This is a genomic window from Synechococcus sp. R5-13 (assembly GCF_047462015.1).
Lineage (GTDB): Bacteria > Cyanobacteriota > Cyanobacteriia > Thermostichales > Thermostichaceae > Thermostichus.
In genome coordinates, this window is sequence record NZ_JANSIL010000136.1 from 1 (window position 1) to 9594 (window position 9594).

Genomic DNA, 9594 nt, shown 5'->3' on the forward strand with positions numbered 1-9594 from the left:
GCGACTGTAAACTCGCCTGAAATTCCGAAACTTAGCTGTCCTCTGGGTCAGCTAGGGATTGGGATAAAGCTCGCACCCTGCGCATAGCGCGGGTGTCGGGTAGTTTACCAAACAGCTTAAGACCTGCCATACGCCACAGCCTCTCCCCGGAAGAGGGAAAGGCTGGAACTGGGTTGGGAAGTAAACTGCTTTTCTGGTACTCTGGAATACCTGTGCTCTGTGGGCAGTTGAGAGTGGGGTTGCGGCCAGGTGCCCCCATCAGTAGGCCAAGCCCATGCTGCGGGTGGTTTCGGGGCCAAGGTAGACTCGGATGCTCAGAAAATCGGTGGGACAAGCGGTTTCACAGCGTTTGCAGCCAACGCAGTCTTCGGTGCGGGGAGCGGCAGCGATCATGCCAGCCTTGTTGTTCCCCTTCCAGGGCACCATCTCCAACACGTCGGTGGGACAAGCCCGCACACACTGAGTGCAGCCGATGCAGGTGTCGTAGATCTTGACCGAGTGAGCCATTAGCGTTCTCCAGTCGAGCAGGTTGAAACGTTAAAAAGAGGTTTACCGAATCCGCAGGGCAGCAGCATCGCTGCGCAAGTGCCCTCAGTGTACAGTAGTCCTGGGAAGCCTCCAAAATCTCCGATCCAAATGTTCAAACAAATTTACATCCGGTGGGCCAATGGGAAGGTTGCTGGGGTTGGGCTAGGATCGGCCTGAAGATGACAGGACAAGGGATCCCGAACATGGGGCGCTCGGTGCAAGATTGGCGAAGGCAAACTCAGGGCAATCTGCGTCGTCTGGGGCCAATTTTGCTGGAGATCTTCGAGGAAAACGTCCCTCGCCTACGCCGCTGGGATCAGCAGCTCACCGACTGGGTGCGCAGCCACCGCTGGGGGGTGGATCCGTCTCTGCCCAAGGTGGCTATCTATGTCCTGGGCGCAGTGGTGATCCTGGCGATCCCACTTCTCACGTTTGTGGCTTTGGGGGCCTTTCTGACCTTTCTGGGTGTCCAAATTGTCCAAAAGTGGTCACAAGGGGATCCCGCTCGCCAAACTCAGCGCCGCTATCTGCGCAGTGCTGACGCGGATGATGATGACTTTGATCTGGATTGAGAAAGGGGCTGCGGGGAATGGGCGGGCTAACTGTCCGCCGACCGTTGGGGCTCCTGGGAGTCTTGCTGCATGCCCAAGCGTTGTTTGACCTGTCTGATCACCTTCTGGTGAGAGCGGTTTTCCAGCCTGTTTAGGCCGATGGCGCCGGCCAGGATCCCCAACTGTAAGGCCAAGCTGGGCAAGGTGGTGTTCAAGTCCCGTCCCGCCAGGGCTCGAAAGAAAAACACAAACGCCCCGATGGTAGCCGAGAACCCCACCGCCAAGTAGATGAAGCGCCGCAAGCTGCGGTAGGGAGCGGCCAGCTCCGTCAACAGCCTCACCTGCTCTGCTGAAGAGGGATCCCGGCGTTGCGACAGGGGCGATCTTGGCTTGGGATCGGAGTCTGCCATTGGCTACACCTCCTCAGGCAACAAGAGGGGCTCCCGACCGGAAACCCCCGCCAAAACGGCTTCGGCAGCGCGGCAGGCGGCCAGAATATCTCGCTCTTCCCCTCCCAAGTACACGCGGCCAAAGCTACCGAAAGGCATCACCTCCAGGATGTTGATCTGGGCAGATTTTTCTGCCTCGTTGGCAGCCAGGGGGGCATAGCCTGCCGGTTGCACCTCCAGGATATAGAGGGTTTGGCCGGCCAGGAGCATTTGGCCACGGCGGGAACGGTTAATCAACTGGGTTTGGTGGGGATCGATGTTGCGGATGATCTGGCTGGAGATGATGCGGGGCTTGAGGCGCTCCTGTTCACTCACCCCTAAGGCAGCCAGAATCGCCCGTCCGGCGGTGCGGGTATCCCCTTGGTTGCTGGAGTGTACTTCCAGAAGGCCGTAGAGGCGTTCCACCACCTGCAGCCCCGGCCTCACCGAGGTGGCCTTCAGGGCAATATCCATAACGCGGTTGATCTCGATGCCGGGGGAAATCTCGACCCACAAAGAAGTGTCCCCAGGCAGGGGCAAAAAGCCGTAGGCTACTGTGCCCAGATAAGCAGCATACTGGGGTTGCAGCCGATCCAAAAACACGTAACTGCGAAGGTCGATCCCCAAAAAAGTCCTCCCTTTGGCCTCAGTTGGATGTTGAGCTGATGGCGATCTACATTCTCATTCTCCAGCCTCATCCCAGCTCTTGGATCTTGGGCAGACCGGCCAACCTTGGCGCATCAGTTGGGTTGCTGCCCGGCTCTACAGATCGCCCTGAGCCACCACCTTCACCGTTGTCAGGGCTTCCACGTCGATGGGCCCGCGCACGTGCAGCCGCTGGGTAGAAATGCCCAAAGACAGGTCGCGAAACGCTCCCAACGTGGGGATCCCAGCTCCCCGGCCTGCCGAGAGGGGGGAAGTGTTGATGTGGATCAGGGCGGCATCTACTTCCTGGAGAAAGCGCTGGGCCGCCGATTGGCTATCGGTGAGGATCGTCTCCGATTGACGGCAACCATTTTTGTTAATCCAGGCGATCGCCTCCGTCAGGTCGGCAATGGGCTGCAGGCGCAGATGAGGTCGTTCCGTCGAGTCAAAGCCTTGCCCAAGCGGCTGGAGCTGCGGGAACTGTTCCAGAATGGAGGCGGCTGCCTGGATATCGATCCCGTGACCCAGCAAGTCCTCAATCAAGGCGGTCAGATGGTTGGTGGCCCAATCGGTGTGGATCAGCAGCCAGAGGGTGAGAGGCTGATAGATGGGGATCCCTTCTGAGCCATACTGGGCGAGGGGATCCAACAAAGCCGATTTGACCAAGGGCCAAGGGGCAGTGCGATCCAGATAGATGTGGCCGTAGCCCAAATGGGTAGCCAGAGTCGGCACTTTGCTGGCCTGCAACAGGAACTCCACCCAGCCGGGGCGACCGCAGGGAATCACCAGGTCGAGGTAGCGGGTTTGCTGTAGCAACGGCAACAGTGGGGAATCTGCTTGGGGATCCGCCGTTTGGTCTTGGGCGGGCAAGGTTTGAATGGCCCCTTCCGGGATCCCGTGCTCATAAGCCGTCTCTGCCAACAGGTTGACCATAGCCTGGTGAGTTTTCTGGATGGGACCGCTGCTGGCCAAAATCACGCCATTTCCTGTTTTTAGGCACATGCCAATGCCATTTAAGGCAAACTCGGGGTAGATTTCGTAGACCAGAGCAATCAACCCCAACGGGACGCGGTAGCGGCCAATAAACAGGCCATTCTCCTGGCGGTGCCCTTTCTCCAGCTTGCCAATGGGATCCGGCTGCTGGGCCAGGAGAGTCAGCAACTGGGCGGATCGCTGTAGACGCTCGGGGGTGAGCTTCAGGCCGTTGAGGATCCACTCCGGTACGGTTTGCTCGCGGCAACTTTCCAGGTCAAGGGTATTGGCTTCCAGGAGCAGATCGGAGCGCTCCAGCAAACACCGCGAGAGAGCCAGCAGGGCCTGGCGCTTGATTTGGCTGCTCAACCGCTGCAGTTGGGGTAGCAAACGGCGTACCTGTCGCAGAGTGGTACCTAAGTCAAAGTCTGAACCGAAATCTGTCACTTGAACTTCTCCCGCCTAGCCCATTAGAGACAGACCCGCTGCGTTCTCCAGACCACTGCTAACAAGAAATGGTTGGATCCACAAGTGCTGGGGCTGCCAATTCTGGAGACCAGTCGCTGGAGAAAATCTCACTCACCTCAGGGCCGCCGCAGCAGCAGGATCGCCGTCACCATCAGCAGCGTTAGCAACAAGCCGAGAATCATGAACCAACTGAGCAACTGGGTTTGGTTTGGGAAGAGCACTGCGCCGATGAACCCAACCGCCAAGACAATGCCCAAGCTGAGGGTGAGGCCCAAGAGCGCGGATCCCTGTAGGGTGTTTTCCCGCCGCAACACCCATTGGTAGCCGTTCCAGAACCACATTTTGCGATAGGGATAAGAAACGGCCAGTTGCTCGATGTACAGGCGGTCGGGGGTAATGGCAAAAATATGCTGGCAACGGCTACACCCGAAGGCTTCGGTTAGGGTGATCAGGCGTAACTGACCTTGGTGGCAGCACGGGCAGGGGTAAATTTTGGCGGGCTCAAGGGTCTGAGCGACACGCGAGGCTGATTTTTGACGGGGAGACTTGCGGGGAGAAGAGAACGCCACAGCTCTCAGCCGGTGAGAAGTTGGGATCCCTCACATCCTATCTTCAGGAAAGCGGAGTCAAGCCACCCAGAGATGGTGGACGTAGCGCCAGGTGAGGATTTGGTTGAGGGCGAGGAAGATCAAAGCTAGAAGCCCGTAGCCCAGCTTCAGGATAGTGCCAAGATAGCCAAGCACCCTTTGGGGGATGAAGCTGAAATCGGTGTGTTTGGCCCAATGTACCAACGCCAACACCTGCAGGATGTGAACCGGCAGACAATAGCGGCTCATGCTTCGCTGGCCCAAGGGGCTCGTACCCGTCAGGGCAATGTAAAACATGGCCCAAGCAGCCAGATGAAATCCCAGCCGCTCCCGCCAACACTGGCTTCTACCTGCCATAACTCCTGCCGCATCCATTAAACCTGTAACAAGCAGGGATCCCAGGGTGGCAGACACAAACAGTTGGCTAAGAGCGTCAGCCCACAGCCCAGGGTCTTTCATCGGTGCAGAAAGAGAGAGTAAGCTTTGCCAGCGTTCGGCGGAAAGGACATATGTGCGAGCTTGGAAAATAGCTTGATAATTGGCTTTCACGCCGGTAAAGTAGCTCTGCATTTCCATGTAGAGATCCCAGCGTCCGAAGCGGAGCTGACAGTAGAGAAAAAAGCCCAGGCCACCCAACAGAGCCAAGCTCGCTGCCATACTCGTCCAAAACCAACGGCGGGCTTGGGTTCTCTCCCCCGCTTTCAGGAGATTCAAAAAAGGGAGCAGCGCCACCGGCAAGCCGACAATCCGAGTAGCACTCATCACCAAGCCGTGGATCCCAGCCAGGAGCATCAGCAGGGGACGGCCCCCGTGAATTGACCAGTAGAGAAAACCCAGTAGGCTGGCCATAAACAAAGATTCGCTGTAGCCCACGACCAGGTAAAAGCTGGTGGGATAAAAGAAGATGAGCAAACTGGCCAAAATTTGCCAGAGGGGGGGAATTTGCCACCTGCGGTAAAGCAGGAAAAGGTAAACCCACATCAGCCAGCAAAAGAGCTGGGCGGTGAGGTAGAGCCCCAGTTCAGGGTCAACTCCCACAAGGTGACTGATTGCGGCCACTGCCAGGGGATAGCCGGGGAAAAAAGCTACGTTGCTCTGCTCATAGGCAATCTTGTCGAAACCCACAAACTGGTACCCCCGCCGCACAATGCTGAGATACCAATAGCTATCCCGCTGACTCAGAGCCGCGAAAGCAGAAGCATAGTCACCGCGTTTTGTCCAGAGGTATATCGTTAGCACTTGCAGGATAGTAAGCGCTAAGCCTAGCAAAGCAATCCGAACAGAGAAGCAACCTAAAAGTTTGCGGATCTGCTGCAACAGATGGCTGAGGCGAAGACTCATCGGCACATTGCTCTTTCTCTCGTCAAGACGGCTCCGTCAAGCCACCCAAAGATGTTGGACGTAGCGCCAGGTGAGGATTTGGTTGAGGGCAAAAAAGATGAAAGCCAAAAGACAATACCCCAGCTTCAGGGCACTGCCAAGATATCGCCAAGCCCGTTGGGGGATGAAGCTGAAATCGGTGTGTTTGGCCCAATGTAGCCAGGCCAGCACCTGCACGATGTAAACCGGCAGGCAATAGCGAACCATACTTCGCTGGCCCACCACACTCATTCCTGCTAAGGCAATGTAAAACATCACCCAAGCAGCCAAATGAAACCCCAGCCGCTCCTGCCAGCGCCGACTTTTGCCGGCTGTGGAGCTGATCCCATCTATCAAACCGGTCACCAGTAGGGATCCCAAGGTGAGAGGAACAAACACTTGACTGAGGGAAATTGCCCATATCCCAGCTTCCAAAGCTTCAGAAAAGGAAAACAGGGATCGCCAATGACCAATAGAAAAGAGAGGAGTATAGGTGTGCGCTTGAACAATGGCCAGGTAATTGACAGAGCTGGGGCCAAAGTAGGACTGCATTTCCATGTAGAGATCCCAGCGTCCAAAGCGAAGCTGACAGTAGAGAAAAAAGCCCAGCCCCCCCAGCAAAGCCAGGCTCACTGTCGCCACTGTCCAAAGCCAACGTCGGGATCCTGACCAGAGATTGAGAAGTGGAATCAAGGCTACCGGCAAACCCACAATGCGGGTGGCGCTCATTGCCAAGCCGTGGATCCCGGCCAGGAGCATCAGCAGGGGACGATCCCAATGAATTGACCAGTAGAGAAAACCCAACAAGCTAGCTGTAAACAAAGACTCGCTGTAGCCCACACACAGATAAAAGCTGGTGGGATAAACCAGGATGAGCAAACTTGCCAAAGCCTGCCAGAGCGGGGGAATTTGCCACTTGCAGTAGAACAGGAAAAGGTAAACCCACATCAGCCAGCAAAAGAGCTGGGCGGTGAGGTAAAGCCCTAGTTCAGGGTCAACGCTCAAAAGGCGACTGATTCCAGCCACCGCCAGGGGGTAGCCGGGGAAAAAAGCCACGTTGCTCTGCTCATAGGCAATCTTGTCAAAGCCCACAAACTGATACCCCTGCCGCACGATGCCGAGATACCAATGGCTATCCCACTGAATTAGGCCCTTGAAGATGGAAGCATAATTGCTCTCCTCACTCCAGAGGGAGATCATGAAGATCTGCAGCACCGTCAAGGCCAAGCTGGGCAACAAGACTCGCCCTAAAAAAGGGCCAAGATGCTGCCGACCTCGCTGCAACAGATGACTGAGAGGCAAGCTCATCGCTGAACTGTTAAGGGTGAAGATGTCACTTTGATTTCTTCTTGGTAATCGTCATCGGAGTTCACCTGCCAGAGATTGTGACTACCGGGTTGGAGAATGTTTTCAGCCGCCAGTAGGCCCATCAGTAAACTGTGATCTTGGTTGTTGTATTTAAATGAGCCGTAGCGGCCCACCACTTGCAGATTTTCAAACTGGCTGAGATACTCCTGCAAAATAGCCAAATCTTCTTTATAGCTACCGGCATAGATAGGGTAGGTGCGAGGTAGGCGTACCACAAAACCGCTACAGATCTTCTGCTCTTGCAGCAAGCCAATGTGACGCAGCTCTTTCTCAGCCAAAGCCAGCAATTCCTTTTCGTCGGCTTGCCACAGCGGATCCCCAAAGTTGCACCAATACTCACAGCACAAAGGGGTTTGTTCCCAGTTGGGCAGCATAGCCGGAGACCAATTGGCGAAGTTGGTCACCCGCCCCAAAGCCACCGTCGAGTCGTTGATGTACAGCCAGTTATCGGGGAAAAGCTGGGATCCCTGCACAATTAGGTAAACCAAAACCGTGTTGCGAAACCTAAGATTCCGGGCTGCCTGCAACACCTTTGGGGGTGGTAATTCCTGCAGACTTTGCACCAACACCGTTAGAGGAATCGAAGAAATGACGTGAGAGGCAGGAACCCAAGTCTCTTGCTGAGTCTGAAGGTTGCGCAATTGCAGTTCGGCAATTTGGGATCCCTCGTGCCTAAGGGCGACTACCTCTGTATTGAGCAAGACTTTCTGTCCTTCGGCAAGCAAATACTCCTGCATTTTTTCATAGAGCTGCCCGGATCCCAGGCGAGGAAACTGAAACTGATCGATCAGGGATTTCACCGAACCTCGATTCCACCCCAATGCCTTTTGGATGGCTTGCCCAAGGCTGAGACCTTTGATGCGCTGAGCGGCCCAATCGGCACTGATCTCGGTACAAGGGATCCCCCAAAGCTTTTCCGTATATCCTTCAAAGAACATTTGAAAAAGCCGAGTACCGAACTTGCCCTTAACCCAGTCGGCAAAGTTCTGGGGAGCCGGCTGTGGGATTAATTGTGCCCAAAGGTAGGAAAGGACAATGCGAAGACTTTCCCACCAGCCCACTTTCCGTAGAACTTCCCAAGCTTGAATGGGGTACTGAAAATACTTCTTGCGGTAGTAGATGCGGGTAAGCCGCCGAACCGTTACCTGTTCGGATCCCAAAACGTGGTTCCACAGCTCCAGCACGGGCGGAATCTTGGTAAAAAAGCGGTGCGGGCCGTAGTCCAGAATAAACCCTTGGTAGTGGATGCTTTTGGCCAGGCCCCCAACTCTCTCTTCCCGTTCCACCACCACCGCGGGAAAACCGAGCTGGGTTAAGCGGTAGGCAGCCGCCATGCCCGCTGGCCCTGCCCCCAGGATGTAGATGGGATCGCGCACTCTATTCCCTCTCGCAACTACCCCGTGGAGACATTCTAAAGCAGGTCGGGAAAGTCCCCTGCCACCGGACAATTCCCTACAAAGCCCTGGGAAAATGGGCACAGAGGTTAGACTGGTGAGGCTGCGGCTGGAGGCTGGCCTGTGCTGTTGACCAAGGGCTTTGAGGTGGAAATGTACACCGGCACCGCCGCCGGGGAAGTGGTGGGCTTGTCGGATCGCATTTGCCAGGCTTTGCCAGGGTTTGTACGGGAGCCGGATCGGCGCAACGTGGAGTATATCACCCCTCCCCTTCGCCGCTACGAAGACCTGCTCTGTGCTTTGTTGCGGCCTCGCCTACAGTTGCGGCAATTTTTGCGCCGTCTTGGCCCTTACACCCTTCTGCCGGGGAGTACGCTGGCTTTGGGCGGCAGCGATCACTTCGAGCGGTCGGATCCCGGCAACCCCTACCACGACTACATCGAGCGCACCTATGGCACGCGGGTGGTAACTGCTAGCATTCACATCAATGTTGGCCTGCCAGGTACGGAGGCCATCTTCCGGGCCTGTCGCCTGCTGCGAGCGGAAGCATCTCTCTACCTAGCTCTGAGCGCTTCCTCTCCTTTTCTGGACGGACGGGTGACGGGATCCCACTCCAGCCGTTGGCAGGTGTTCCCCAAAACGCCGGCTCAGGTGCCCTTCTTCCGGGATCACGCCCACTACATTGCCTGGATCCAGGAGCAGCTAGCCTTGGGCACAATGCAGAATGTGCGCCACCTGTGGGCCTCGGTGCGACCCAACGGCCCGGAGCGGCCCTACCACCTCAACCGCGTGGAGCTGCGCATTTGCGATCTGGTGGGGGATCCGGTAATGGTTCTGGCGATTACCGCCTTGGTGGAAGCCCGTCTCTGGCAGTTGCTGGCCCAGCCGGAAGCGCTGGATCCCTTGCGGGGGCCCTTTACCCCGACAGAGCTGGAGAGCCTTTGCGAGGCCAACGAGCAGGCTGCTGCCCGAGAATCGCTGCAATCTCGTTTGGTCGATTGGCGGACAGGCCGGGAACGGGCGGCCCAAGAGTGGATCGAAGAGCTGCTGACCGAAGCTTGGCGTATTGGCCAACCTCAAGGCTTGGGCTGTTTTCTAGCTCCCTTGCAAACCCTGCTCCACCAGGGCAATGAGGCCCAACGCTGGCTGAAGCAAGTCAACCAGGGATCCACACCTGCCCAGGTGTACCAACAGGCCATCCAGGAGCTGGCCGAACAAGACCGAGAGAGCATGACTCTAGTCAATAATAAGCTCAACTATACTGAAAATAATGTATAATATGTTCAGTACGGAT

The 9594-nt window shown here is 56.4% G+C and carries 10 protein-coding genes; 2 read left to right on the forward strand and 8 right to left on the reverse strand.

From position 1 onward, the window contains the following. Window positions 1–258: 258 nt before the first annotated feature. Window positions 259–507, reverse strand: a complete 249-nt coding sequence (psaC, locus tag NW840_RS10355) for a photosystem I iron-sulfur center protein PsaC (protein WP_011432199.1) — start codon at window positions 505–507, stop codon at window positions 259–261. A gap of 200 nt (window positions 508–707) precedes the next feature. Here psaC and NW840_RS10360 point away from each other — a divergent pair, with 200 nt between their 5' ends. After that, on the forward strand, window positions 708–1100 hold the full coding sequence (locus NW840_RS10360) for a hypothetical protein (RefSeq protein WP_238376872.1): 393 nt from the start codon (window positions 708–710) through the stop codon (window positions 1098–1100). Window positions 1101–1126: 26 nt separating this feature from the next. Here NW840_RS10360 and NW840_RS10365 read toward each other — a convergent pair whose 3' ends face one another. The 7 genes from NW840_RS10365 to NW840_RS10395 form a co-directional block, all read right to left on the reverse strand. Beyond that, window positions 1127–1489 (reverse strand): DUF3493 domain-containing protein, encoded by a 363-nt coding sequence (locus NW840_RS10365; protein WP_011432201.1) that lies wholly within the window; start codon window positions 1487–1489, stop codon window positions 1127–1129. A gap of 3 nt (window positions 1490–1492) precedes the next feature. Then, window positions 1493–2134 carry a hypothetical protein gene (locus NW840_RS10370; RefSeq protein WP_011432202.1) on the reverse strand — a complete coding sequence of 214 codons (642 nt, stop codon included), beginning with the start codon at window positions 2132–2134 and terminating at the stop codon, window positions 1493–1495. A gap of 135 nt (window positions 2135–2269) precedes the next feature. Continuing rightward, window positions 2270–3571, reverse strand: a complete 1302-nt coding sequence (locus NW840_RS10375; RefSeq protein ID WP_414344100.1) for a gamma-glutamyl phosphate reductase — start codon at window positions 3569–3571, stop codon at window positions 2270–2272. A 137-nt stretch (window positions 3572–3708) separates the two neighbouring features. Beyond that, window positions 3709–4161: a hypothetical protein gene (locus tag NW840_RS10380; protein ID WP_414344101.1), complete on the reverse strand. Its 453-nt coding sequence runs from the start codon at window positions 4159–4161 to the stop codon at window positions 3709–3711. A gap of 57 nt (window positions 4162–4218) precedes the next feature. Next, window positions 4219–5418, reverse strand: coding sequence for a hypothetical protein (locus NW840_RS10385; RefSeq protein WP_414344102.1), 1200 nt, complete (start codon window positions 5416–5418; stop codon window positions 4219–4221). A 138-nt stretch (window positions 5419–5556) separates the two neighbouring features. Then, window positions 5557–6846 (reverse strand): hypothetical protein, encoded by a 1290-nt coding sequence (locus tag NW840_RS10390; protein ID WP_414344103.1) that lies wholly within the window; start codon window positions 6844–6846, stop codon window positions 5557–5559. Next, window positions 6843–8282, reverse strand: a complete 1440-nt coding sequence (locus tag NW840_RS10395; RefSeq protein WP_414344105.1) for an NAD(P)/FAD-dependent oxidoreductase — start codon at window positions 8280–8282, stop codon at window positions 6843–6845. The genes NW840_RS10390 and NW840_RS10395 overlap by 4 nt, the downstream gene beginning before the upstream one ends. Window positions 8283–8423: 141 nt before the next feature. On the opposite strand from NW840_RS10395, the gene gshA reads away from it, so the two are divergent. Further along, window positions 8424–9578, forward strand: a complete 1155-nt coding sequence (gshA, locus tag NW840_RS10400) for a glutamate--cysteine ligase (protein WP_414344106.1) — start codon at window positions 8424–8426, stop codon at window positions 9576–9578. The last annotated feature ends 16 nt before the right edge of the window (window positions 9579–9594 follow it).

Bases quoted from the DNA above. Each gene is read 5' to 3' on its own strand.
- NW840_RS10390 (WP_414344103.1), bottom strand. From the start codon at position 6,846: ATGAGCTTGCCTCTCAGTCATCTGTTGCAGCGAGGTCGGCAGCATCTT.
- psaC (WP_011432199.1), bottom strand. From the start codon at position 507: ATGGCTCACTCGGTCAAGATCTACGACACCTGCATCGGCTGCACTCAG.
- NW840_RS10360 (WP_238376872.1), top strand. From the start codon at position 708: ATGACAGGACAAGGGATCCCGAACATGGGGCGCTCGGTGCAAGATTGG.
- NW840_RS10365 (WP_011432201.1), bottom strand. From the start codon at position 1,489: ATGGCAGACTCCGATCCCAAGCCAAGATCGCCCCTGTCGCAACGCCGG.